Origin of the sequence: Acinetobacter sp. BHS4, assembly GCF_018454425.1 — a bacterium.
Classification (GTDB): Bacteria; Pseudomonadota; Gammaproteobacteria; order Pseudomonadales; family Moraxellaceae; genus Acinetobacter; species Acinetobacter pittii.
On record NZ_CP075323.1, the window covers coordinates 364,842 to 387,630 of the forward strand.

General features: G+C 38.6%; 25 protein-coding genes. 18 read left to right on the forward strand and 7 right to left on the reverse strand.

Going from position 1 to position 22,789, the window contains the following annotated elements; all coding sequences use genetic code 11:
- The first annotated feature begins 110 nt into the window (after positions 1–110).
- From ispH to rplS, 12 genes are all read left to right on the forward strand, one after another.
- Positions 111–1,061, forward strand: coding sequence for a 4-hydroxy-3-methylbut-2-enyl diphosphate reductase (ispH, locus tag KIP84_RS01715; RefSeq protein WP_069124532.1), 951 nt, complete (start codon positions 111–113; stop codon positions 1,059–1,061).
- Between the two features lie 169 nt (positions 1,062–1,230).
- Positions 1,231–1,680, forward strand: coding sequence for a GspH/FimT family pseudopilin (locus KIP84_RS01720; RefSeq protein WP_068563940.1), 450 nt, complete (start codon positions 1,231–1,233; stop codon positions 1,678–1,680).
- Entirely contained in the window at positions 1,677–2,177 is a 501-nt protein-coding gene (gene pilV, locus KIP84_RS01725) for a type IV pilus modification protein PilV (RefSeq protein ID WP_199113508.1), read from the forward strand. Before KIP84_RS01720 ends, pilV begins: the two co-directional genes overlap by 4 nt.
- Position 2,178: 1 nt before the next feature.
- Positions 2,179–3,216 carry a PilW family protein gene (locus tag KIP84_RS01730; RefSeq protein WP_213689209.1) on the forward strand — a complete coding sequence of 346 codons (1,038 nt, stop codon included), beginning with the start codon at positions 2,179–2,181 and terminating at the stop codon, positions 3,214–3,216.
- Positions 3,213–3,995, forward strand: a complete 783-nt coding sequence (locus tag KIP84_RS01735; protein WP_069124535.1) for a pilus assembly PilX N-terminal domain-containing protein — start codon at positions 3,213–3,215, stop codon at positions 3,993–3,995. Before KIP84_RS01730 ends, KIP84_RS01735 begins: the two co-directional genes overlap by 4 nt.
- Before the next feature lie 14 nt (positions 3,996–4,009).
- Positions 4,010–7,735 (forward strand): PilC/PilY family type IV pilus protein, encoded by a 3,726-nt coding sequence (locus tag KIP84_RS01740; protein ID WP_213689210.1) that lies wholly within the window; start codon positions 4,010–4,012, stop codon positions 7,733–7,735.
- Between the two features lie 13 nt (positions 7,736–7,748).
- Entirely contained in the window at positions 7,749–8,225 is a 477-nt protein-coding gene (locus KIP84_RS01745) for a type IV pilin protein (RefSeq protein ID WP_213689211.1), read from the forward strand.
- Positions 8,219–8,683 (forward strand): type IV pilin protein, encoded by a 465-nt coding sequence (locus KIP84_RS01750; protein WP_068563932.1) that lies wholly within the window; start codon positions 8,219–8,221, stop codon positions 8,681–8,683. Before KIP84_RS01745 ends, KIP84_RS01750 begins: the two co-directional genes overlap by 7 nt.
- Positions 8,684–8,829: 146 nt before the next feature.
- On the forward strand, positions 8,830–9,081 hold the full coding sequence (rpsP, locus tag KIP84_RS01755) for a 30S ribosomal protein S16 (RefSeq protein ID WP_000260334.1): 252 nt from the start codon (positions 8,830–8,832) through the stop codon (positions 9,079–9,081).
- Between the two features lie 19 nt (positions 9,082–9,100).
- Positions 9,101–9,649 (forward strand): ribosome maturation factor RimM, encoded by a 549-nt coding sequence (gene rimM / locus KIP84_RS01760; RefSeq protein ID WP_002116736.1) that lies wholly within the window; start codon positions 9,101–9,103, stop codon positions 9,647–9,649.
- Positions 9,650–9,691: 42 nt separating this feature from the next.
- A complete protein-coding gene (trmD, locus tag KIP84_RS01765; RefSeq protein ID WP_213689212.1) occupies positions 9,692–10,447 on the forward strand; it encodes a tRNA (guanosine(37)-N1)-methyltransferase TrmD in 756 nt (251 codons plus the stop codon).
- A 219-nt stretch (positions 10,448–10,666) separates the two neighbouring features.
- The gene (gene rplS / locus KIP84_RS01770; RefSeq protein ID WP_002116654.1) at positions 10,667–11,035 is read left to right on the forward strand and encodes a 50S ribosomal protein L19; all 369 of its coding nucleotides are present in this window, start codon (positions 10,667–10,669) and stop codon (positions 11,033–11,035) included.
- A gap of 52 nt (positions 11,036–11,087) precedes the next feature.
- Here rplS and KIP84_RS01775 read toward each other — a convergent pair whose 3' ends face one another.
- Complete coding sequence (locus KIP84_RS01775) at positions 11,088–12,029, reverse strand: triacylglycerol lipase (RefSeq protein ID WP_213689809.1); 942 nt, start codon at positions 12,027–12,029, stop codon at positions 11,088–11,090.
- Positions 12,030–12,144: 115 nt separating this feature from the next.
- Positions 12,145–13,179, reverse strand: coding sequence for a lipase secretion chaperone (locus KIP84_RS01780; RefSeq protein ID WP_213689213.1), 1,035 nt, complete (start codon positions 13,177–13,179; stop codon positions 12,145–12,147).
- A 153-nt stretch (positions 13,180–13,332) separates the two neighbouring features.
- Here KIP84_RS01780 and truB point away from each other — a divergent pair, with 153 nt between their 5' ends.
- The 3 genes from truB to KIP84_RS01795 all read left to right on the forward strand — a co-directional run bounded on the left by truB (position 13,333) and on the right by KIP84_RS01795 (position 15,689).
- Positions 13,333–14,238, forward strand: coding sequence for a tRNA pseudouridine(55) synthase TruB (gene truB / locus KIP84_RS01785; protein WP_213689214.1), 906 nt, complete (start codon positions 13,333–13,335; stop codon positions 14,236–14,238).
- Positions 14,239–14,257: 19 nt separating this feature from the next.
- Positions 14,258–15,034: a TSUP family transporter gene (locus KIP84_RS01790; protein WP_213689215.1), complete on the forward strand. Its 777-nt coding sequence runs from the start codon at positions 14,258–14,260 to the stop codon at positions 15,032–15,034.
- A gap of 211 nt (positions 15,035–15,245) precedes the next feature.
- A complete protein-coding gene (locus tag KIP84_RS01795; protein WP_174723207.1) occupies positions 15,246–15,689 on the forward strand; it encodes a hemerythrin domain-containing protein in 444 nt (147 codons plus the stop codon).
- A gap of 7 nt (positions 15,690–15,696) precedes the next feature.
- Here the strand turns inward: KIP84_RS01795 and KIP84_RS01800 are convergent, their stop codons facing one another.
- From KIP84_RS01800 to serA, 3 genes are all read right to left on the reverse strand, one after another.
- The gene (locus KIP84_RS01800; RefSeq protein ID WP_014207805.1) at positions 15,697–16,560 is read right to left on the reverse strand and encodes an EamA family transporter; all 864 of its coding nucleotides are present in this window, start codon (positions 16,558–16,560) and stop codon (positions 15,697–15,699) included.
- 90 nt (positions 16,561–16,650) lie between these two features.
- On the reverse strand, positions 16,651–17,535 hold the full coding sequence (locus tag KIP84_RS01805; RefSeq protein ID WP_213689216.1) for an EamA family transporter: 885 nt from the start codon (positions 17,533–17,535) through the stop codon (positions 16,651–16,653).
- Between the two features lie 98 nt (positions 17,536–17,633).
- On the reverse strand, positions 17,634–18,866 hold the full coding sequence (serA, locus tag KIP84_RS01810) for a phosphoglycerate dehydrogenase (protein ID WP_068526928.1): 1,233 nt from the start codon (positions 18,864–18,866) through the stop codon (positions 17,634–17,636).
- 378 nt (positions 18,867–19,244) lie between these two features.
- Between serA and KIP84_RS01815 the strand changes: the two genes are divergently transcribed.
- Together KIP84_RS01815 and KIP84_RS01820 are read left to right on the forward strand one after the other, a co-directional pair.
- Positions 19,245–20,654 carry an FAD-binding oxidoreductase gene (locus KIP84_RS01815; protein ID WP_002116692.1) on the forward strand — a complete coding sequence of 470 codons (1,410 nt, stop codon included), beginning with the start codon at positions 19,245–19,247 and terminating at the stop codon, positions 20,652–20,654.
- Between the two features lie 94 nt (positions 20,655–20,748).
- On the forward strand, positions 20,749–21,117 hold the full coding sequence (locus KIP84_RS01820) for a hypothetical protein (protein WP_213689217.1): 369 nt from the start codon (positions 20,749–20,751) through the stop codon (positions 21,115–21,117).
- Positions 21,118–21,161: 44 nt separating this feature from the next.
- Here KIP84_RS01820 and KIP84_RS01825 read toward each other — a convergent pair whose 3' ends face one another.
- Positions 21,162–21,476: a putative quinol monooxygenase gene (locus KIP84_RS01825; RefSeq protein ID WP_174723203.1), complete on the reverse strand. Its 315-nt coding sequence runs from the start codon at positions 21,474–21,476 to the stop codon at positions 21,162–21,164.
- 13 nt (positions 21,477–21,489) lie between these two features.
- Positions 21,490–22,077, reverse strand: a complete 588-nt coding sequence (locus tag KIP84_RS01830; protein WP_213689218.1) for an NAD(P)H-dependent oxidoreductase — start codon at positions 22,075–22,077, stop codon at positions 21,490–21,492.
- Positions 22,078–22,314: 237 nt separating this feature from the next.
- On the opposite strand from KIP84_RS01830, the gene KIP84_RS01835 reads away from it, so the two are divergent.
- Positions 22,315–22,683: a hypothetical protein gene (locus KIP84_RS01835; RefSeq protein ID WP_170249160.1), complete on the forward strand. Its 369-nt coding sequence runs from the start codon at positions 22,315–22,317 to the stop codon at positions 22,681–22,683.
- The last annotated feature ends 106 nt before the right edge of the window (positions 22,684–22,789 follow it).

The following is a 22,789-nucleotide window of genomic DNA, read 5'->3' on the forward strand; positions in this document are numbered from 1 at the left end:
GATATGATAAAATATCTTCGCTATTGTAGTGTACCGTGCGTTTAAACTGAATAGTTTTAATTGCAAATATTCAAGAGAAATTCCCCTGTTTTATTAATTTTGAGGCTGTTATGGAAATTGTGTTAGCTAATCCGCGTGGTTTTTGTGCCGGTGTTGATCGAGCCATAGCAATCGTCAATCGGGCTTTGGAATGTTTTAATCCTCCTATTTATGTACGTCATGAAGTTGTACACAATAAATTTGTGGTTGACGACCTACGTCAAAGAGGGGCCGTTTTTGTTGATGAGTTAGATCAGGTTCCAGATGATTCAATTGTAATTTTTAGTGCGCACGGTGTTTCAAAAGCAGTTCAACAAGAAGCTGAACGCCGAGGCTTAAAAGTTTTCGATGCGACTTGTCCGTTAGTGACTAAAGTTCATATTGAAGTGACTAAATATGCGCGTGAAGGTACTGAAGCTATTTTAATTGGTCATGAAGGCCACCCAGAAGTCGAAGGCACAATGGGGCAATATGACAAATTAAAAGGCGGTGATATTTATCTGGTTGAAGATGAAGAAGATGTTGCCGCACTTACCGTTCGACATCCTGAAAAACTTGCATTTGTAACTCAAACAACGCTATCTATTGATGATACAGCTAAAGTTATTGATGCTTTGCGTGCAAAATTTCCTCAGATCCAAGGTCCGCGTAAGGATGATATTTGCTACGCAACTCAAAACAGACAAGATGCTGTGCGTGATTTAGCTGAAAAGTGTGATGTGGTTTTAGTTGTAGGTTCACCTAACTCATCAAATTCAAATCGATTACGTGAGCTTGCAGAGCGTATGGGTAAAGCCGCTTACCTTGTAGATAATGCTGATCAGTTAGAGCAGTCATGGTTCAATGAGACGTGTAAAATTGGTGTTACCGCTGGTGCCTCTGCACCAGAAATTTTAATTAAGCAAGTGATTCAACGTTTACAAGATTGGGGTGCTCAAGCACCGAAAGAATTAGATGGGCGTGAAGAGAACATAACCTTTAGTCTCCCTAAAGAATTACGCATTCATGTGACTCAAGCGTAAAGTGTGATTTATTTAACATACTGATTTTAAAAAAGTTAAACAGATAATTGTTGATATGACAGTTATCTGTTTTTTTATACCCTTTATCTGCTTTGTATTTGTTTTGTAAACATAAGACGTAAAATTTAAACAATAAATAAAAATTTTTAAGTTATTTGGGGTTTTGGGGATGAGGGGAGTTTTTCCGCAAGAAGGGTTCACCTTGGTGGAGCTTGTAGTGACGATTGCGGTTATGGCTATTATCGCGATGATGGCTGCACCACTATTTGGGGATATGTTGATTAACCAAAACTTGAATAAAAGTACGGAAGATCTAATTTCAAGTATAGATCAAGCTCGTATGAAAGCTGTATTAGAGCGTAGACAAATAAAAGTGCAATTAAACTCTACTTATACTGCGGATACTAATAATCAAATCAATTGGATGCCAAGTGGGAAAGCTCAATTAAGGACGGGATCTAATACCTCTTTAATATTTTTGATGTCTGGTTTAGTAAAAGATGCAACCGGAGATACTACATTTGAAATTTGTAATAAAGCAGGTGGTGATAAATCAAAAATTATTAGTGTTTCAAGAATGGGGGTAATTCAGTTAACCATGATGGGAACATGTTCATGAAGAATATTAAGTATCAACAGGGTATGGGGATGATTGAGATTCTAGTTGCTTTACTGATTTTGGCGATTGGGATTTTAGGATTTATTGCTTTGCAATATAGAGCTTTGGAAGCAAGTGCAGAGAGCACATCACGTGTACAAGCAATTACGATCGCTCGGGATATAGCCGAACGGATTAGAGTTAATCGTAATTCTTTATCTATTTATAACCAGCAACTTCAAGATCCTGCTAAGCAAAAAGACTTTATTAAAAATTGCTTTCAGGACAATTGTAATGATACAGATTTAGCAGATTTCGATGTTGCACAGGTTGTTAAAAGTGCGTCTTCTGTAGGCATGACTGTGAATATGGTTGCTTGTCCAAAAACTAATAATCGTCAATGTGTTTATATTGCATGGGGCGATACGAGTGCAACAAATGGCACTAGTCCGGGAGATTGTACTCAAGATACTTCGTATAGCGATAATTCAACTTGTGTGATTATGGAGACCTATTAAAATGATAAAAAATCAAGGTTTTACATTAATTGAACTCATGCTTTCTTTAGCCCTGGGACTTATAATTAGTGCAGCGGCCATACTATTATTTTTAACAAGCCAAAAAAGTTTATCTATGCAACTAGGTGTTTCTGATATACAGGATAATGCTAATTTTGGTCTTAATTATTTAACGCAAGATATTCGTCTTGCCAACTTAAATAATCCCAAAGCAGTTATTAATGACCAAACTGCTTATGGTGGTATTGTCTTAACCTCCGCAATTAATTCAGCTAAAGATGCGGCTAATGAACCACTTAGCAATCTTTATAAAACTATTGTTGGTGTAACTGCTAATACTAATTTACTTTCAAGAAGTAACGGGGATAGTGTTGGTAGTGGTAATGCTTGGACTGGAGCATCAAATGCCCAAAGTAATGGAAGTGATATCACTAGTGACCAACTCGTTATTCAATATATACCGCAATATATAGTTGATACCAAAGGTACAACAACTCAAAATGATGATGAATATAAAGGTGGTATAGATTGTGAAGGAAATAATCTGAGTTTTCCTCTTGCTAGTGGTCGTCAAGTTATTGTTCAGCGTTATTTTTTACGTAAAGACGCCAAAAATAATATTGATGAGCCTAATCAACCCTTGGCACTTGCTTGTGATGCTGGTTATTACTCATTAACCGGTAATCCAACTGCTATAACTCGTTATGGGGATGCAGGTGAAATCGTAATGAAACGTGTGGATTATCTTCGGGTTTTACTTAATGTTCAAGGGGGAACTGGACGACGTTATATTTCAATACATGATTATTTGAATTTGACAGCTCCCCGTCCACGTATTGTTTCTGTACAAATTGGATTATTAACCCGCTCATTGCAACCTGTAGGTGCAGAAGTAGCAATTAAAGATGACCAGCAATTTTCAGTATTAGATCAAACTATCACAGTAAAAAAGCCTGAGAATTCGACCAAGAAATATGTACGTCAAGTGATATCACAAACTATTGCCTTGCGTAATGTAATTGGGGAGCGTGGTGAATGAAACTGAAGCAGAGTGGCTCGGCATTAATTATGGTACTAATTTTTTTAGTCGCAATTATGATTATTGGCACAATAGCAATTCGTAAAGGTTTGATTAATCTAAATATAGCGACAAATAGTCAAGTACAACAATTGATATTGCAAAATTCGGATGCTTCTTTTTTTCAGATAGAGAATCCAACTAACCTAATTCAGAGCTTAAGTGCGACAGGTCTTTTTGGTTATATCAGCAATGAAAATGACAAAAATAAAGAATTAGTCTTTTGTTATCGTGGAGATCAACGCGACTTTTTTAATATTGGGCGTGCCAGTTTAATGCAGTGGGTAGATGGAAATAGTACACCTACTAATAATGCTTTAGGTACAGATGGATATTGTGATGCAGTCGATACAACCAAGAACTGGTTTACCAGTGGTCGTAAAGCAGTCATGACTCAGGTTGCGATTAAATTTTCGACTATTGGGGAGGATGATCCATTTTATGCTCAAACTCGTGGCCTTGATGAAAAAGAAGGACAAGTTCAGGAAGCCAAACGAGTCAAGATCTTTGCTGTGTCATTAATGCCAAGTTTAAGTAGTGTTAATCGGGTTGATATTAACAAGTGTTTACAACAACACATGAGTGAAGTGACACTCCCAGATGGAACGCCAGCACCAGATGTTACTAATAAATCCGACTTAGATAATCCTCTAAAGTCAGTAGCAGAGTGCTTAACCAGCTTAAATGTTCCATTCACTACGAACGTCACTGAATACACTATTGCACAAGATTTTAATTAATTGGGGAAATAATAATGGATAAGAAAGGCTTAAAACTTTTATATCATTCAAAGCTTCTAACAAGTGCAGTAGCCGCTTTATGCACTGGATTAGTAGCGAGTAGCGTAAGTCAGGCTAGCGATATTAAAATTTATCAGGCAGCGACAGCTGGTAATATTACCCTGACACTTATGATTGACACGTCAGGGAGTATGACGGACTCCAATAGTTATGATGGTACAAGTTATACTCGTTTACAGCGAGTTCAAAATGCTATGGTGGACTTATTACAAGGAAGCAATACAGTCACTAAATTATCAGATGATAAGGTAATCGGTCTATCTAGTTTTTATAATAGCTCAGCTGGTTATATTATTTTACCAGCTCAACCTTTAAATACACCCAATGTTATTTATAAGGGTATTTCCTATGCTACTCAACGTGACGCTTTATTAAAGGCTGTAGCAGATTTTAAAGGAACGGGTAGTACTCCTACAGCTAATGCTTATGCTGAGGTTGCTGCTTACATGATGGGAAAAATAACTGGAACGGTTAAATGGTATGGCTGTGGTAGCAGTGGTTCTACCAACCAATATGATTGTCAATCTCTTTTAACAACAACACCTAGTATATCTAACTATTCCACGTCTTCTCCGTCTAATGGGACGGTTTATTATTATATGCAAACAGGAAGTGGCCGTTCTAAAGTAACAACCTATTATTATAAATCGGTTAGTTCAACTGGTAGTGGTTTTGCTTATTCAGCAGATAATACTAAAATTATTGATAAAACTTTATATGAGATGCCCGGGCCTATTCGAGCACAGGTAAATAATACTGGTACTAATACAAATAAATCTTGTAGTGCGCAAGGTATTTATATGTTGACAGATGGTGAACCCAATGGTTCTAGTGTGACAACTGCAAAAGAATTAATGAAAACAGCTTTGACTAGTGGTTATAGTAGTGCTTTAACTTGTTCAGGCACACTATTTAATGCTGCGAATGCTAGTTATTCATCACAGAGTGCTTGGGAATGTATTAGTGATTTTTCACAGCTACTATTAAATAATACTACAGCAGGAAATGTTTCAAATACGCCAATGAATCCACTGGGATTAAAGATTAGAACTGCTGTAGTGGGTTTTGGTAATGATTATAATAATATGACTTCATATGATGGAACAGATCTTTCTGTAGAAGCTAATCGCTTATTGAACTTAAATAAGATGCTTTTTGGCACTAATACAGCGAATTATAAAACTAGAATAAGTGATATTACATCTGCCTTATTCAATAGCGATGTTAAGAAAGCTGCTGCGTGGGGGATTTATGGACAGGGAGGGTGGTACTCTGGCTCTAGCTCACAAGATGTCGTTAATAGTGTAAATAACTTTATTAAAATCTTATCTAGTGATATTCCGGCAGTAACAACAGGTTCACCCACAATTCCTAAAGATAGTTTGAATCCGGCAGTATTGCAAAAAGAAGCATATTTCCCCCAATTTCAGCCTACACCAGATAAGAAATTTCAACTTTGGGCAGGTAACCTGAAAAAGTATAATGTTGTTAATGGCGTGTTAAAAGATAGGGATGGAACCAATATTATTGAAAGTACAGGTACTATTAGAGCTAATTATGATCTTTGGTCAGAGGTGGTCACTAGTACTAATATTAATGCTGATGATAGTACAATCGGAAGTAAAAAATTTGCCTTAAAAGGTGGAGCTTGGTCAAAGCTTTTATTAAAAATGAATAGCGATAATTCAGATTCGCAACGTAAATTAGTAACTAATCGTTTTTATAACAGTTCAACAAAGACATTTGATAATAGTAGTGGTGATTTAAAAAAAATCTCCCGTGCTAGTTTACTCGCTGGAGATTATCAAACTGATAGTTATAGAGGTTATTTAATGGCGTTGTTGGGGTATCCAATTACTAAAATAGATGCTGAAAACCCCGCTAATATTACATTAACTTCATTAAATGCAATGACTACAGAACTTCGCCAGATTGGTGCAGTTATGCATTCTTCACCATTACTACTTACGAATAGCGGAAAAATTACTTATCTTGACGGTAAAATTGATACTACTGATAGAGATGATTATGTGCTTTTTGGGACAACACAAGGTTTATTACATGTAGTAAAAGCTGGAAAAAATGATGCGGACAGTGAAGGTGGAAAGGAGGTATTTACCTTCGTGCCAAATGAAATGGTTGAAAATCAACCTGCTGCATTTCTCAAAAATGATGTTACAGATGCTGGGATCGACAGCCTTTATTATGGTATTGATGCACCGTGGACTAGTTATACTGAATATGTATTAGATAGTAATCGAGAAGGATTAACTGTAGGAGCAGGTTATCAGTCTGAGACAGGTAAACAGATGGTTTATGGCGGTTTGCGTATGGGGGGGCGTAGTTATTATGCTCTAAACTTGCAAGATATGAATAATCCAAAACTAATGTTTCAGATTTCTCCTAAAGATCAGAAAGTTTATTCTAACGCCACAACTACTAGCTATCCAGAATTACAATATATGGGAGGGAGTTGGTCAAAACCTGCTATTGCATGGGTGAATTGGAAAGAAAAGAATAGTCAAGGAATATTACAAACGAAACGGAAGCGCGTAATGTTCGTAGGCGGTGGTTATGATGAAGGTTATGAAAGTGAGACATATAACCCCTCTATTAGCAAAGGCGCAGGCGTATATATGTTTGATGCGGATAATGGTAAATTATTATGGTGGGCAAGTGCCAATACTAATAGTGTAACTGCATCATCAGGTGTGGAAAAAATGTATTCTCCTAACTTGCAATATAGTGTTGTAAGTGAAATCCGGACAGAAGACAGAAATGGTGATGGTTTAGTAGATCATCTTTATTTTGGCGATTTAGGTGGACAACTATTCCGTATCGATTTGGATAATGCTGCTGCAACAAATTCAAGCTTTGCCAAGCTGCCAAAATTATTATTGAATTTACATAATGGTGGGACTGGTCCTCGTTTTTATGAAATGCCAGCTTTTTCTATTTATGATTATAATGGAGTAACATTTGCTGTTATTTCAATTGGTAGTGGAGATCGTAGCACTCCTTTGGCATCTAAAACTTTAGGCAACTATGATGCTGTATACAATATCTATGATCGGGATGTGGCAGCGAGAAATTTATATCAATCAAATTATGAATATCAAGATTCAACTGTAATTAGTACTAGTCAGCTTGGTGAAATTACTAATAATAATTGGAATACATATGATGCAGGTGCAATAGCTTTACTTTCCTCTAAACGTGGATGGTTTTATCGTTATAACGGTAGCCAAACAAAAGTATTTTTTACACCAATTGTTCTAAATCATCGTTTATTTGTTTCAACGTTTGATGGAAGTAAAGATGGTTTATCTGGCGATTGTGGAGCAGGGGTAAAGGGAGAAAGCTTTTTAACGCAGTTCTGTATGCCTTTTGGACAATGTAGTCAATCTATTCTAACAGCTGAAAATAGTCATGTGGAATGTGCGCCAGGTGCGGATTGTTCACAAGGTGCTGGTATTCAGGGTACTACAGTAGTAGATGATGGCAAAGAGAATCAGAATAATAATGATGATGATCCTCCCCCTCCTGAAAATCGTAATACTACTAACAATAAAAATTATTGTGTAAATATGGGTAATCGTGGTGTCACGACTATTGGCGGTATTATTGCCTCGAATAGTAGTAAAATGTGTTTAATACCACAGCGCTGGTATGTCCGTTAAGAAGGAATGGGTGATGAAAAGTAAATTCACATATTCTTTCGGCTTTACTCTTATTGAGCTAATGGTTGTAGTAGTGATTGTTGCTATTTTTGCTGCAATTGCATTGCCCTCATATCAAGCATATGTTCTGCGTGCTGATGCTTCGCGTGCAGAACAAAAAATTCAACAAATCGCCATGCAACTCGCGCGTCAGAAATCTAGAAATTTTAATTATAGAGGTTTTTCTACTGGTGCTACCGCACCAGTAATTTTACCTGTTGGAGCGATTGGTAGCGCTATTAAATATCAAATAACGGTAAGAGATGGTGACGATACGACGAAAACTTTAATGGATACTTCGGTTTTAGGGCAAAATTGGGTTATTCGGGCAGAGGCTTCCGATCCTTATAATTTTACTTTTTTATTTAAAAGTAGCGGGTTACGTTGTAAGAATAAAGCTGCTGATAATGTTACTTATACAACTTGTGGTACGGGAGGGGAGTCATGGTAATTAAAACAAAAGGCTTTACCTTAATTGAGTTAATGATTGCTATAGCAATTATTGCGATTTTAGCAGCGATAGCTTATCCCTCTTATCAAGAGCATATTCGTCGTACTAAACGTATGGAAATGCAAGCTACTTTGCAACAGATCGCTATGCAGATCCAACGCTACAAAATCGCAAATTTTAAAGTAATAGGTGCAACAAGTTCTGATTTCAATATAGCAGAATCTTATCCAGTACAGGGCAATCCTCTGTATACAGTCGATTTGGCACCTGTTACCTCTGGTGCTTTAACTGCTGAAACATGGGTGTTAACTGCGACTCCAATTGTAAAGACTTCACAGTCGGGTGATGGAGATATCGTTTTAAATTATCGTGGTGAGCGTTGCTGGACAAAAGGGACTGATATTAATAGTGGTACCGCTTGTGTTCCTTCCGGAACATCAAATTGGGATGGTCGCTAATTTAAATTTAAAACTGCGGATAACTCAAAAAATAATCTTTCTTTCAGGGCGAAAATCACGTAGAATGTCGCCCTCTATGAAAGGGGTTTGAAGTGTTGCCGATGGTCGGTGCAGGGATAATCCGTAAGAATTATAAGGCTTTTATCATGGTTGTTATTCGTTTAGCACGTGGCGGCGCAAAAAAACGTCCATTCTATCAAATCGTTGTGACTGACAGCCGCAATGCACGTGATGGTCGTTTCATCGAGCGTATCGGTTTCTTTAACCCGACTGCACAAGGTCAAGCAGAAAAACTTCGTTTAGACGCAGACCGTTTTGCTCACTGGGTTTCTCAAGGTGCTCAACCTTCTGAACGTGTTGCTTCTTTAGCTGCTCAAGCTAAAAAAGCTACTGCATAATTTTTGTAGTAGGTAGCCCATGACATCAACACAGAATGTTCCCGAAGATCGTATTCAGATTGGACAGTTACGTTCAGCTTATGGATTGAATGGGTGGCTCTGGGTGTATTCAAATACAGAACCTATGAGCAACATGTTTGACTACCTGCCTTGGTACATTGAGACCAAGGCCGGTTGGCAAACAATAGATGTAAAACGTTGGAAACCACATGGCAAAGGCCTAGTTGTTGCGTTGAAAGGTGTGAGTGATCGCACTGGGGCGGAAAGCTTGGTTGGCGCTAATATCTGGATTGCTAAGTCTCAACTGCCAAAAGCAGATGTAGATGAATACTACTGGTCTGATTTAAAGGGCTTAACTGTGTTAGGTCTTGATGAAGAAGAACAGGAAGTAAACTTAGGGAAAATTCATGAGTTGTTTGAAACTGGAGCTAATGATGTGATGGTGGTGCATGCTACCCCAGACAGCATTGATTCAGAAGAGCGCATGATTCCTTGGCATAAAGATGTAGTACAACGTGTTGATCTTGAAGCTGGTCGTATTTACGTCAATTGGGGCGTAGATTATTAATCCTTTTAGGATTAATACAGCAGGAAAATAGAGGAGTCTGTGATGTTTTTTGCAGTCATTACGCTTTTTCCTGAAATGTTTGAAGCGATTACAGCCTACGGCATCAGCGGACGTGCGGCAAAACGAGATATTGTACAAGTCACTTGTATTAATCCTCGTGATTTTGCTGAGGGAAACTACAGAAGAGTGGATGAGCGTCCATTTGGTGGTGGCCCCGGTATGGTGATGATGGCTGAGCCTTTGGCGAAAGCAATTGCACATGCCAAACAGCTTGCCTCACAAGCAGGACGTGTTCATGTTCCTGTGGTGTATATGTCCCCACAAGGCAAAACCTTAAATGAACAGGCAGTACAGCAGTTTGTTGATTATGACGGCTTAATTGTACTGTGTGGACGTTATGAGGGGGTAGATGAACGTTTGATCCAGCATTATGTTGATCAAGAATGGTCAATTGGTGATTATGTTCTATCTGGTGGTGAACTGCCCGCTATGGTGTTGCTTGACAGTATTATTCGCCGTTTGCCGAATGTAATGTCAGATGAACAATCAGCAGTACAAGATTCTTTTGTTGATGGTCTTTTAGATTGTCCGCAATATACAAAGCCTGACCATTTTGAAGGCCTGGATGTGCCAGAGGTATTAAAATCTGGACATCATGGCAACATTGAAAAATGGCGCTTTTTGCAGCGATATCAACGAACTCTAGAGCGCCGACCAGAGTTGGTCGAAAAGGTTGAGTTGACTAAGCAGCAAAAAAAATGGCTAAAAGATACGCAAGTGAATAACGGTAACTCTTAATCGTTATTCTCAAGAACGAAAGTTCTGCAACAAGACGAGAAGCAATGCTTCGAGTTAAAGCATAATTCTATTTATTGAATAGTTTTATGTAAATTTAAAGGCTCTTTATAGATATATTGTCGTAAAGGGAAAGATAAACGGGTTGATATGCGCTTTAGCCTCTATCCCCAGCGGAAATTCAGACCTCTTCTGACTCCGCACATATTGGAGATTCCCACAATGAGTGGTAAACATCCTTTAGTTCAAGCTGTTGAAAATGCACAGTTAAAATCTGATATCCCTGCTTTTGCTCCTGGTGATACTGTCATCGTTCAAGTAAAAGTAAAAGAGGGTGATCGTGAACGTCTTCAAGCATTTGAAGGTGTTGTAATCGCTAAGAAAAACCGTGGTTTGAACTCAGCGTTCACAGTACGTAAAATTTCTAGCGGTGTTGGTGTTGAGCGTGTATTCCAAACTCACTCACCAGTTGTTGCTAAAATCGAAGTGAAACGTCGTGGTGACGTTCGTCGTGCTAAACTTTACTACCTTCGTGACTTGTCTGGTAAAGCTGCACGTATTCGTGAAAAATTACCAGCTCGTAAAGCGTAAGCTTATAGCGAGTAAAAAAATGCGCCTTTTGGCGCATTTTTTTGTTTAAAAACTATAGTCCTTGAAGTTTCAGACGGTTTGCATGTTGACGGTAAACCGAGACAGGATCGGAAGCGAAAATAGAACGTATACCAAGTATTTGATTCACTTCATCTAAATGATTCCAGTTGTAATCATCACGAATTGTTTTACCAAATTTGGCACTGCATCGGGAAACAAGTCCATCATTATCACCAAATGGATCGACCACTAAACTGCTGCCTGTAAGAGCAATATCAAATGGATCTAATGGGTTGGTCAGCGCTTTATTCCCCGAGAAAGAATACATATAAATACCTTTCTCTTGATATGTGCCTTCACCACAAGAAGTTGTTGGTACACCCATAGGAAATTGAGCATTAAATTGAGCTGAACCTTGAGTTGATAAGCTATGAGCACCTGCTAAAGAGTCGTGCGGATAGCTTGTAGGGTCTAGCCCTCCTGCCCAAGTAATGGCTGCTGAAAACCAGTTTACTAATGTTGCTATTCCAGACAGAGGAGTACCCTCAACGTTCAGGATCACATCTGCCATTGGTGATCCCTTATGAGGCGCACCAATTGTAGTGAGTGAGGCAACTTTCTCTGGCATGATACCGGCCACATAACGAATTGTCGGGCCCCCATGGCTATGACCGATCAAGTTGACTTTAGGCTTACCAGTAATAGCAATAATCTCTTCTACTTGCTGGGCAAGTTGTTCACCACGCACTTCTGTTGAGTTAAAAGGTGACACTCTGGTTGCCCAGACATTTCCTCCATTACGTGCCAGATCAGGAAGGATTTGGTACCAGTAATCGAGACCAAGAGTATCTGTTCCAACTCGGTTAAAACCTGCCATACCGTGGTTAAAAACCAGCGGATATTTGGTTTGTGCATAAGATGAATAGACGAACGAGTTTTTAACTTGTTCAGCATTTGTGGCATGGGCCGCTGAAATACTCAGTCCTGAGAGCATTGCAGCACAAAAAAACGTTAACTTCCTTTTCATTTTTTACTCACTATTTTTATTTTGTATGAAAAGCAGCTTCTTACTGCTAGTGCTTGTTTAGCCAGTTCCTAAAAGAAAAGGCTTAATAATTAAATGGCAGTTCACCTCCCTGATCATGGACCGTTTCAAAAGTTCGAAGTCTTAATTGTTCTTGTGATGAGTTAAATTGTTGTTGGCGTAATTGTTGTATAGCTTGGTTTTTAGCACTATCGCTCATATTGCTTCTAATAATTTCATCTCGTCCACTCAAGTAACTTGTGACCCTTTGCTGCCAAGCACTACGCTGTGTGTCTAAAGTTTCTAGCCTTTGAGTTGCTTCAGCTCCAACAAGTGCTGTACGCATTTGTCTAAGCTCTTCTGCTGAACCATGACGTGCTTTAATTTGTTTGGTCAGTGTATGTAAGTCATCAAGTTTAGAGAGTTCTTGTAGGTTTTGTTGCCAGTCTTCTGGTAGCTGTTCAAAGCGTTCTTTAAGCTTTTGAGCCTTTTCAATTTCGCTTAGAGAAGAGTCCTCAAGTATCCGCATTCGATCTAGCGTATAGCTCTGGTAGATATCTTCGCTCGAGAAAAGGCCTTCAATTTCAGAAGTCGAAAAGAAACGTTTTCTTAGATCTTGAATTGAATTAAAGATCTTTTGAAAATAATTTTTATCTTGTTGTTTTGATGGAGGCGTTTGGATTTGAGCAAGCTGTTCACGGTATTTTAAGTAACGGGTCCATAAATCCAGAATCTGTGAGCGAGCTGGCTCTAAATATTTTCCCTGAATAAATTGTCCAAAGTGATTTTTAATTTGCTCTAAATCATTTTCTCCATATTGAGTAATAAAATATTCAAAGCAGTCACGTGTTTGACTGTTAACCACCAAATGTTGGGAACTATCAATTTTTAACTGACAGTTAACCTCGGTATCTAGCTGACTTTTACTATGGTAATAAGCATCTGCATTTAGCGTTGAGTTATTTGTGGGTGGAGCTGATGCTAAATTTTGAGCTGTCTTGTCACTGACTTGGGTTGGTGTGTTTTTTGTATCAGGGCTTAACCAATAGACACATGCAATGAGGCTCAAAATAAAAAATCCGAGCACGCACCACAATACCTTCTTCTGCATTCCTTGCATAAAGATATCTTCCTTAAGTTTTAATTTGTTGTTTTTTTACTCGATCATTAATGTGCCATAAAATAAGTGAAAAGGCACCTAAATATTGTGAAAATATCTTGCCGAATTTGCTAACATGTCGGCACTTTTTTCTAGCTTTGTGTTCCAGTAAAAATGACGACAAAAAATCAAAAAATTTCTCGTCGCCATATCAGTGGTGTATTTCTATTAAATAAACCATTAGGCTTAAGTTCAAATGCGGCTTTGCAAAAAGTGCGTTGGTTATACCGCGCCCAAAAAGCAGGCCATACTGGAGCGTTAGACCCCTTGGCGACAGGTTTGCTCCCGATTTGTTTGGGAGAGGCGACTAAGTTCTCACATTATTTGCTGGACTCAACAAAGCGTTATCAAACCACTGTTCGATTGGGACAGACCACAACAACAGGTGATGTGGAAGGGGATATTCTACAAGAGCGTCCTATTCCTGTTCTTAACCAAGAACTTATTGAACAAACTTTAGAAAAGTTTAGAGGCGATATTCAACAAGTTCCACCCATGTATTCGGCTTTGAAAAAAGAAGGTAAGCCGTTATATGAGTTGGCGAGAAAAGGTATTGAGATTGAGCGAGAAGCGCGTCCAGTTACGATTTATGCTTTAGCGCTTATTGAATTTACCGAAAATAGTATCACTCTGGATGTAACCTGTTCTAAAGGTACATACATCCGTGTATTAGGTGAAGATATTGGTGAAGCACTCGGTTGTGGTGGGTATTTAACGATGCTGAACCGGACTCAAACAGGACATTTTGAGCTTATACCGAGTTATACCATTGAATATCTGGAAAGTTTAACAGAAGAGCAAAGAGAAGCTTTGCTACTTCCAGTTTATGCACCAGTTGACCATTTCTTAAAAATTCAGGTTCCAGAAGGGCGTGAAAAATATTTTTGCAACGGTTTAGAAAGCAATATTGAGCATTCTGCAGAAGCAGAAGTTTTGGTGTTTTCGGGTGAGCGCTGTTTAGGCTTAGCCGAGATTACCGATAAAAAACGGTTGGTACCTAAGCGTATCTTAAATTTGTAGTAGATGTAGAGTATAGAGCATGGGCATGGAATGGGATATTATCCTTAGTTTGATCTTTTTTGCGTTTACTGCAGGAGCAATTGATGCTGCTGTAGGCGGCGGTGGACTTATCCAGATTCCGGGGATCATGAGCACTTTTCCTAACATGTCGACTGCTACGGTGATTGGTACCAATAAAGTCTCATCCATTTTTGGTACGGCATCGGCGGCTTATACATTTGCTAAAAAAGTAAAATTGCAATGGAAGCTTTTAGCCGTTATTGCCATTTGTGCCTTGATTAGTTCTTTTGCTGGCGCGGCATGCTTATCACTTATTCCTCAATCGGTATTGCGTCCTTTCGTTTTCGTAATGTTGATTGTGATTGCGATTTATACCCTAGTTAAAAAGAACTTCGGTCAAGTCCATACCGAGCAAAAAATTACCACGAAAATGTTAATTTTAGCTGGTATCGGTAGTTTGGCGATTGGTTTTTACGACGGTATTTTTGGGCCAGGTACAGGTAGTTTCTTTATTTTCTTCTTTATCCGTTTTTTACAAGTTGATTTCTTGCATGCTTCAGCTTTGTCAAAAATCGGTAATTTTATGACTAACTTAGCTGCGCTGAGTTTCCTCATCCCAACTGGTCACGCTATTTTACATATTGGTTTGATGATGGCAGCGGCTAACGTACTTGGTTCTATTGTTGGGGTACGTACCGCGCTTAAGTACGGTAGTGGTTTTGTGCGTATTATCTTTTTAATCTTGGTGAGTATTCTGATTTGCCGTTTGGGCTATCAAATGTTTGTTACAGGTTAAACCAGATTGAAAGTATGAGCTGTCCCTAAAATGCAGTTCATACTTTTATGTATCATTTAAAGCTAGAAATATAAAAATCATTACAGAAATTTACTAGAAAGAAAACTGTGTAAAAAATAGTCTCATTTTAAGCTACTTAAACATTATAAATTTCAACGTATGATAAACCTTGAAATAAAAAAGATTTTTTAGCTAAAAAATGAGGAAGAGAATGAATATTTTCGAAGCATTAAGAGAAAGCCATGAAAATCAACGTAACCTTTCTGAACAACTCATTCAGACACACGGTTTAACCGAAGAAAGAAAAGAATTATTTGAAGCATTAAAAAATGAACTTTATGCCCATTCAGTTGCCGAAGACCGTTTCCTCTATATTCCTTTAATGTTTGATGATGTCGGTTTAGATATTACGAGACATGCTTTATCAGAACATCATGAAATGGATGAGTTGGTTGAACAGCTCGAAAAGACCGATATGAGTAGCCCAAGCTGGTTAGCAACCGCCAAACAGTTGAGTGAAAAAGTCCATCATCATTTAAAAGAAGAAGAACATAAGTTTTTTCAACAAGCCGGAAAAATTCTTAAAGACAGCGAAAAAGAAACGCTGGGTAATAAATATTTAAAGGAATACAAAAAGTATAAAAAGCAGCAGTAGATTAAACCTACGCAGCTTTTTTAGTACTTCTTAAAGTAACCCCAATCGAGGCCAACATTACACAAGCCAAAGCCACCCATTGCAGCATACTGATTTCTTCGTGAAGCAATAAGAAACCCGTTAATGCTGCCAATGCTGGTGCTAAACTCGTTAGAGTCCCGTAAGTTAATTTATTGAGTTGTTTGAGAGCCATTAAATCGAGTGCATATGGAATTGCAGTCGCTAACACCGCAATAAGTAAGGCTTTACCCCAGTACTGTGTTTCAAGTAATGCAGGAGCATTGTGCCAGATTCCAATTGGCAATAAGGCAAGTGCAGATACACCGATCCCAATCGTTAATGCGTGCATCCCGATATTTTGGGTCACAACTTTATGACCGAAATAGATATAGAAAGCCCAGCAAAGTCCGGCACCTAGTGCACATGCTGCGCCTACATACGAGAAATGGTGTTGAATAGGGTTTTGCCAAGGTACCATGAGTGCAATGCCTAACATGGCAAGTGCTACCCAAATGTAGTCGCTCTTTTGTTTGATAGAAAGAAGCGCAAGACCTAATGGACCAATAAACTCTAATCCAACAGCAATACCTTGGGGTAGTTTTCCAAGTGAGGTATAAAATAGGATATTCATTAACCCTAAAGAAGCGCAGTACATCAATAAATCACGCCATTTTAAATAGGGTAAGCGTGACCAGATTTTCCAAGATCGGAACATGATCGCGACAATGACTGTTGCAAAACTCAGCCTTAAAATTGTAACGGTGAGCGGGTCTAATGTCGCAATGAGCTGCTTAGCAAATGAAGCGCTGATTTGATATGAGACCATCGACAAAATCATATACAGCACAGCAATAATTGGAAGATTTTGCATGGAAAATACTCTAGCGCTTCATCTGATGTCTAAAAATAATGGTGGACAATTATAACGAATACTGTGTTTTAGCTGGCAAATTTCATTAAATTAACTTGCTACTTTTTCACGTTCTTGGCGAGCTTTTTGGGTGGTTACGGTACAACCAACAGAGGCAGTGATAATGGTTGCAAGTGCTAGCCATTGGTTCCATAAAAGATATTCACCCAATAAGATAAAGCCAGATAGTGCTGCAACTGCGGGCTCTAGGCTCATTAATGTTCCAAAGCTTAAAGGTGTCAAATTGCGCAGTGCTAACATTTCTAAAGAGAATGGAAGAGCACTGGCTAAAATGGCCAAACCAATAAAATAAAAAAGATAGGGAAGTTCTATAACTTGTGCAATTGAGCCTGAAAAAAAGGTAATGGGTAATAATATGCATGCACCTACACTCATTCCCAAGCACACCGTATGATTACCTGAAATACCAGAAGGTTTCTGGCCGGCAATAATATAAAGCGCCCAACAAGCCCCTGCACTAATTGCAAATAAAACGCCGATCCAATCTAGACTATGTGCCTGATTAAAAGGGAAAAGTAAAATCAGCCCAATAATTGCGAAGCTGACCCAAACAAAATCATATTTTTGGCGTGCGTGGTATAACGCTACACTTAAAGGGCCAATAAATTCAAAAGCAACCGCGATCCCAATCGGTAAGCGTTCGATCGACAGATAAAATAAGGCGTTCATGCCTGCAAGCGCAAATCCATAAGCTAAAATTGCTTTCCATCGAACCTGACTAAAATTAATTCGCCAAATTCTAAAAATAAAGGCAAGAATAATAGCACCTAAACATAGGCGCATTGCTGAAACAGTCAGTACAGGGAAGTTCTGAAATAAAATTTTAGCTAAAGATGCGCTACTTTGAACGCTTAACATAGCAAGAATAAGAAAACCCAAAGCATGTAGCTGAGATTTCTGGTTTAAAGTGGACATTTTATTATTTGATCAATTGGTATACTTTTCACATGATAATGTAAATGCCCATAAAAAAGCCACAGACAATGCTGTGGCTTTTGAATTTACAGTTCGTATTAGAACAATACGCGCACGCGAATTGTACCTTCAACTTCATGCAACATATCTAAAGCTTCTTGAGAAGCAGAAGCGTCAACATCCATTACGAGGTAACCGATGTCACCTTTAGTCATAAGTGACTGACCAGAAATGTTGATGCCTTGTTCAGCAAACAAGTTGTTGATTTTAGACAATACACCTGGCACGTTTTTGTGGATGTGCAATAAACGGTGTTGGCCAGCTGTCAATGGTAACGCGATTTCCGGGAAGTTCACCGCAGAAAGTGTCATACCTTTGTCAGAGTAAGCAACAAATTTCTCTGCAACTTCTAAACCGATGTTTGCTTGCGCTTCCATGGTTGAACCACCAACGTGAGGAGTTAAAATCACGTTGTCTAAGCCGCGAAGTGGAGATTGGAATTCTTCACCATTTGCTTTTGGTTCTTTCGGGAATACGTCAACCGCTGCACCAGCAATATGACCAGACCTGATTGCATCAGCTAAATCTTCAATCACTACACATGTACCACGTGCAGCATTTAAGAAGATCGCGCCTTCTTTCATTTTCGCAAATTGTTCTTTAGTGAAGAAGTTACGTGTAGACGGAACATCTGGCACATGCAACGTTACAACATCTGCAGTTGCTAAAAGTTCATCTAAAGAACCAACTTGGCGAGCATTACCCATTGGTAATTTCGTTACTGCATCATAATAAATCACATGCATACCCATGCTTTCAGCAAGAACTGAAAGTTGAGAACCGATGGAACCGTAACCCACAATACCTAAAGTTTTGCCACGAGTTTCAAAAGAACCGACAGCAGACTTGTCCCAACCACCACGATGACAAGCCGCCGATTTTTCAGGAACACGGCGAAGAAGAAGAATCGTTTCAGCAAGTACAAGCTCTGCAACCGAACGCGTATTTGAATACGGTGCGTTGAATACAGGAATACCACGTGCCATTGCTGCTTTAAGATCAACTTGGTTTGTTCCGATACAGAAACAACCTACTGCGATCAATTTATTTGCAGCTTCGAAAACTTCTTCAGTCAATTGGGTACGCGAACGAATACCAATAAAGTGAGCATCTTTAATTGCTTCTTTAAGCGCTTCGCCTTCAAGAGCAGTTTTACGATAGTCAATATTGGTGTAACCCGCAGCGTTTAAAGTATCGACTGCGTTTTGGTGAACGCCTTCTAACAAAAGGAAACGGATTTTATCTTTAGGTAGTGAAAGATGTTGGCTCATTACGGCTCCGCTACAAAGGCCAAATTTGGTGGCGGTATAATAACATACTGGGCAGCGCTATAGATATTTCGTTTATACCATCGCCTTATGGCAATTTTATCTATGTCTAATCACTTCTGTTTATGGCTTGTCGAGCATTTTAAAATATGCTTGGTAGGGGGATAAATGTGATTTTTCTCTGAAAGCCCCATAGAAAGTATTTATTTACGTTAAACATGTTTTGTAGTGACAGTATCTCTATTCTGAACTTTATCGCTTGCGCGGATACATGTAGAATATAGGAGTTCCTTGAACATTATGGCTTTGCTCAGGTGAGAACCTTGAGAATTATGAGGTCATAGTCCCACCACAGTTTACTTCTTGCTAGGTCTGCAAACGATGAATGCTCCAGTCGCTTTAACACCTGAGTTACTCACCCAATTAACAGCAATTGTCGGTGAAAACCGTATTAAAACTGATGCTGATAGTCTCGAAAACTGGGGTAAAGATCATACCAAGCATTTTAATCCGAACCCATCGGTCATCGTTTTTCCGTCAACGACTGAACAAGTTCAGGCGGTTGTAAAGCTTGCGAACCAGTTTAATGTTGCGATTACACCGTCAGGTGGTCGTACTGGTCTCTCTGCTGGTGCGGTAGCAACCAATGGTGAAATTGTCATTAGCATGGACAAAATGAACCAAATTCTTGAGTTCTTCCCAGCAGACCGCATGGTTCGAGTGCAAGCTGGTGTTGTGACTGAGCAATTGCAGAATTATGCAGAAGAACAAGGCATGTATTATCCGGTGGACTTTGCGTCAGCGGGTTCTAGTCAGATTGGCGGTAATATCGGAACAAATGCCGGCGGTATTAAAGTCATTAAATATGGCATGACACGTAACTGGGTACTTGGCTTAACCGTAGTGACTGGTAAAGGTGACATCCTGCGTTTAAACAAAGGCATGGTTAAAAATGCAACTGGTTATGCATTACAGCATTTGTTTATTGGTGGTGAGGGTACATTAGGTTTAGTGACCGAAGCTGAAATTAAACTTGAGCGTCAACCACAAAACTTACAAGTTTTAGTTTTAGGTGTTCCTGATTTTGATGCGGTAATGCCTGTATTACATGCATTCCAAAAAGACATCGACTTAACTGCATTTGAGTTCTTTGGTGAACTTGCAATGCAAAAAGTTTTAGATCATGGACATGTACAACGCCCATTTGAAACTCAATGCCCGTTCTATGTATTGCTTGAGTTTGAAGCTCCATATGAGCCGATTCTCGATAAAGCAATGGAAATTTTCGAGCATTGTATGGAGCAGGGTTGGGTACTTGATGGCGTAATGAGCCAGAGCCTTGACCAAGTAGAAAGCTTATGGCGTTTACGCGAAGATATCTCTGAATCAATCGCGCCATTTATTCCATACAAAAACGATATTTCAGTATTAATTACTCACGTACCTGCATTTATTCGTGAAATTGATGCGATTGTTCAAGAAAACTATCCAGATTTTGAAATTTGCTGGTTCGGACATATCGGTGACGGTAACTTACACTTAAATATTTTAAAACCTGAAAACTTAACCAAAGATGAGTTCTTTGCGAAATGTCAGGTGGTTAATAAATATGTGTTTGATACCGTTAAAAAATACGATGGTTCAATCTCTGCTGAACATGGTGTAGGCATGACGAAAAAGCCATATTTGGAATATTCACGTTCGCCTGAAGAAATCGAATATATGAAAGCTTTGAAAAAAGTATTTGACCCGAATGGTTTAATGAACCCAGGTAAATTGTTTGATCTTTAAATTAGATCTATTTTGTAGAACTACATAGTTTCTACAGAGTAACCAACAAAGCCATAGCATCATAAAGCTATGGCTTTTGTTTTTGGTGATAAAAATGCAACGTTTATTTTTAATTTCAGCGCTCTGTGCTGGACTTTTCACTGGGTGTGCGACGACCAGTAAATTAATTCCTTTTGTGGGTTCTGAAACCCCGATGCAACAAGTACTTAAAGCCCAGCCTGAGATTGTAAAAGAGCACAATAATACCTCAGTTCAGCAAGTATTTAACCAAGTAGAATCTCCAACAGTTTCCCGTATTACCGTTATCCAAACAGGTTTAATGGATGATTCTGTTTCTGCAATCCGAACAGAATATTCATTTAAGCTGGTTGATGAAAAGTGGCAATTGCAAAATAAGCAAAAGAGCTACCAATGTGCGAGAGGGAAAGGCTCTAGAGGTTTCCAAACACAACTTTGCTCTTAAAAATAAAAAAGACGATAAATATATCGTCTTTTTTATAGTCTAAATTATACGCCGCTTTCTAAAATTTTAATTTTGACGTCAACTACATCATCTTTAACGGCTGCATGATGCGCTTGCATATGAGGCGTCGCTAAATGCGCTTCAAGATGAGCAACACTTTCCCATTTTTCTAGCATGACAATCGTATCAGGCTCTTGGGTTTGGAAGCTCGCATTTGATTTGTGATCAACTAAAGGTTCATAACCATGACAACCATCTTCTGCTAAAACAGTTGGAATGATTTTTTGAAAGGCATCCAATACGTTCTGGCGATGCTGTCCACCCGATTTAGTACGAATTTCCGCAATAATGGTTAGCATGGATTTCTCCTTATTAGGCTGCTGCAAATACAGTATTTAAGTGTGCTTTATATTCTTCAACATAACTATCAACGTCAGGCATTTTAATCACGTCATTTACAATAAATGTCGGAAGAGTGCTCATGCCTAAGAACTGATTGGCTTTATGAAATGGTAAATAAACGCCATCTACACCTACGCCGTGGAAGAATTGATCTGCATCTTCAAATGCTTCCATTGGAGCATTCCAAGTCAAAGACAGCATATATTTTTTGTCATGAATTAAACCACCTGAACCATATTTTTTTGAGGCATCAGAACGACTACGACCATCACTTGCATAAAGTGAACCATGACCAGTGGTAAAGACATCATCAATGTACTTTTTGACTGTCCAAGGTGCACCCATCCACCAGCCTGGCATTTGATAAATAACAACATCTGCCCATAAGTATTTTTCAACTTCACTGTCAGCGTCATAATTGCTGTCTGCACGGGTGACTTGAACTTCGTGGCCGAGTTCCGTGAGATGTGTGGTTGCTAGGGTGGTTAATGTGTCATTTAATTCACCGTTTGAGTGGGCAAATTGTTTAGCACCATTAATCACTAAAATCTTACTCATGGAGGTTGCTCTCATTAAATTCCTGTATTTGACGCATACTCTATGAGATTTACTGTTGTAGAAAAATGCATGAATAGGAAAAATATTGTTGATAAAAAATCAATAATTATTGTGGGTTTTCTATTTAAAATTAATCTATCTCATTAATATTAATAAATTTATGTCTATTTACAAAGCTCAAAAGGAAAAAGTGGCCTATTATCTTTAGCATTAATTTTGAGTAAATAGAGGGGAAGAGTGATGAAAAAGAAAGGTTTGTTGATTATTTTCAGCTTAAGCATATTAACAGCTTGTGCTCCACCTCAAAATTCTTCTGCTCAACTCGCCGATAGTCCTATACAGGCTGTATTACTCGATCAACCTGATCTTTTAAATAATGCAAGCAATTTAGATATTTCACAGCAAATGAATGCTTCGGATGATCCTTCCAATGCGCAAGTTACTATTTTGCAAACAGAGCCTAGTCCAGATGCGGTGTCGAAAACACGTACTGAATATTTATTAAAACGAGATCAGCAAATCTGGAAAATTGTGAATAAAAAACAAAGCTATCAATGTACAAAAGGAGAGGAAATCACAGACTTTCAAGTTAACCCCTGTCCATAATGCTTAATTTTTTATCGAATATGTGGATAACTTTGAGTTTGTGCACAACCATAATTTGCAGGCCTTTTTGTGTAAAAACTAAAATTTAAGCTTCTTGAAATTGCAT

Bases quoted from the DNA above. Each gene is read 5' to 3' on its own strand.
- KIP84_RS01800 (WP_014207805.1), bottom strand. From the start codon at position 16,560: ATGCAAAATCTTCCAATTATTGCTGTGCTGTATATGATTTTGTCGATG.
- KIP84_RS01775 (WP_213689809.1), bottom strand. From the start codon at position 12,029: ATGCTCTCAGGACTGAGTATTTCAGCGGCCCATGCCACAAATGCTGAA.
- KIP84_RS01795 (WP_174723207.1), top strand. From the start codon at position 15,246: ATGAATATTTTCGAAGCATTAAGAGAAAGCCATGAAAATCAACGTAAC.
- trmD (WP_213689212.1), top strand. From the start codon at position 9,692: ATGTTTTTTGCAGTCATTACGCTTTTTCCTGAAATGTTTGAAGCGATT.
- KIP84_RS01720 (WP_068563940.1), top strand. From the start codon at position 1,231: ATGAGGGGAGTTTTTCCGCAAGAAGGGTTCACCTTGGTGGAGCTTGTA.
- KIP84_RS01830 (WP_213689218.1), bottom strand. From the start codon at position 22,077: ATGAGTAAGATTTTAGTGATTAATGGTGCTAAACAATTTGCCCACTCA.
- KIP84_RS01805 (WP_213689216.1), bottom strand. From the start codon at position 17,535: ATGTCCACTTTAAACCAGAAATCTCAGCTACATGCTTTGGGTTTTCTT.
- KIP84_RS01745 (WP_213689211.1), top strand. From the start codon at position 7,749: ATGAAAAGTAAATTCACATATTCTTTCGGCTTTACTCTTATTGAGCTA.
- rimM (WP_002116736.1), top strand. From the start codon at position 9,101: ATGACATCAACACAGAATGTTCCCGAAGATCGTATTCAGATTGGACAG.
- truB (WP_213689214.1), top strand. From the start codon at position 13,333: ATGACGACAAAAAATCAAAAAATTTCTCGTCGCCATATCAGTGGTGTA.
- KIP84_RS01820 (WP_213689217.1), top strand. From the start codon at position 20,749: ATGCAACGTTTATTTTTAATTTCAGCGCTCTGTGCTGGACTTTTCACT.
- KIP84_RS01825 (WP_174723203.1), bottom strand. From the start codon at position 21,476: ATGCTAACCATTATTGCGGAAATTCGTACTAAATCGGGTGGACAGCAT.
- KIP84_RS01740 (WP_213689210.1), top strand. From the start codon at position 4,010: ATGGATAAGAAAGGCTTAAAACTTTTATATCATTCAAAGCTTCTAACA.
- rplS (WP_002116654.1), top strand. From the start codon at position 10,667: ATGAGTGGTAAACATCCTTTAGTTCAAGCTGTTGAAAATGCACAGTTA.
- KIP84_RS01735 (WP_069124535.1), top strand. From the start codon at position 3,213: ATGAAACTGAAGCAGAGTGGCTCGGCATTAATTATGGTACTAATTTTT.
- KIP84_RS01790 (WP_213689215.1), top strand. From the start codon at position 14,258: ATGGGCATGGAATGGGATATTATCCTTAGTTTGATCTTTTTTGCGTTT.
- serA (WP_068526928.1), bottom strand. From the start codon at position 18,866: ATGAGCCAACATCTTTCACTACCTAAAGATAAAATCCGTTTCCTTTTG.
- KIP84_RS01815 (WP_002116692.1), top strand. From the start codon at position 19,245: ATGAATGCTCCAGTCGCTTTAACACCTGAGTTACTCACCCAATTAACA.
- KIP84_RS01730 (WP_213689209.1), top strand. From the start codon at position 2,179: ATGATAAAAAATCAAGGTTTTACATTAATTGAACTCATGCTTTCTTTA.
- KIP84_RS01750 (WP_068563932.1), top strand. From the start codon at position 8,219: ATGGTAATTAAAACAAAAGGCTTTACCTTAATTGAGTTAATGATTGCT.
- ispH (WP_069124532.1), top strand. From the start codon at position 111: ATGGAAATTGTGTTAGCTAATCCGCGTGGTTTTTGTGCCGGTGTTGAT.
- KIP84_RS01780 (WP_213689213.1), bottom strand. From the start codon at position 13,179: ATGCAAGGAATGCAGAAGAAGGTATTGTGGTGCGTGCTCGGATTTTTT.
- rpsP (WP_000260334.1), top strand. From the start codon at position 8,830: ATGGTTGTTATTCGTTTAGCACGTGGCGGCGCAAAAAAACGTCCATTC.
- pilV (WP_199113508.1), top strand. From the start codon at position 1,677: ATGAAGAATATTAAGTATCAACAGGGTATGGGGATGATTGAGATTCTA.